This is a genomic window from Bradyrhizobium sp. NAS80.1, from assembly GCF_001908205.1.
Classification (GTDB): domain Bacteria; phylum Pseudomonadota; class Alphaproteobacteria; order Rhizobiales; family Xanthobacteraceae; genus Bradyrhizobium.
This window is the reverse complement of sequence record NZ_LGHL01000522.1, coordinates 1-886: the sequence shown is the minus strand read 5'-3', so window position 1 is coordinate 886 and position 886 is coordinate 1. Positions and strand designations below refer to the sequence as shown.

The window sequence follows — 886 nt, the reverse complement described above, 5'->3', positions numbered from 1 at the left end:
GAAGCAGCGACGTCGCATCTACTATTCTGCGGTTCAGCGGTCTGAGATCTGGGATCGCTGGCAGGCTGGCGAGTCCATGAGGTCCATCGGACGTCGGTTTGACCGGGCATCGTCGTCAGTTTTTTCGGTGATTTCGCCAACGGGTGGCCTTCGTCCACCGGTTCGGCACCGCGCCAGGCAGGCGCTGACGCTCTCTGAACGAGAGGAGATTTCTCGATGGCTCGGCATGCGCCGCTCGTTGCGGTCGATCGCGCGCCACTTGGGACGATCGACATCGACCGTCAGCCGCGAAGTCAGCCGCAATGGCGGAGCGGACCGCTACCGGGCCGCGGGGGCAGATCAGGCGGCTTGGGATCGGGCGCGGCGTCCCAAGCTTTGCAAGCTGGCTTGCCACCCGGACTTGAGGCGAACAGTATCGAGCGGGCTGCGGCGACAATGGTCGCCGGAACAAATCGCTGGCTGGCTCAAGCGCACATATCCAGGGGAGCCACAACATCAGGTGTCACACGAAACGATCTACCGCAGCCTATTCATTCAGGCGCGCGGCGTGCTGAAAAAAGAGCTGCTTGAGCACCTGCGCGCGAAACGCACGATCCGCCGCTCCAGGCACGCCAGCCTGAAACGGAGCGGGCTCGGCCAGATCAAGGATGCCGTATCCATCAGGGAACGGCCGGCATCTGTTGAAGATCGTGCGGTCCCAGGCCACTGGGAGGGCGACCTGATCGGCGGATCGAGGAACAGCTATGTCGCAACACTTGTCGAGCGCCATTCGCGCTACGTGATGCTGGTCAAGGTTGCGAACAAGGATACCGAAAGCGTCGTCTCGGCGCTCATCAAGCAATCGCAGCGACTGCCCAGCGAACTTTATCGATCGCTGACCTGGGAC

1 protein-coding gene is annotated in these 886 nt (G+C 62.3%); it reads left to right on the top strand.

The annotated features are described in order from the left end of the window. On the top strand, positions 1-886 hold an 886-nt coding region (locus AC629_RS44640; protein WP_084810858.1), incomplete at both ends, for an IS30 family transposase.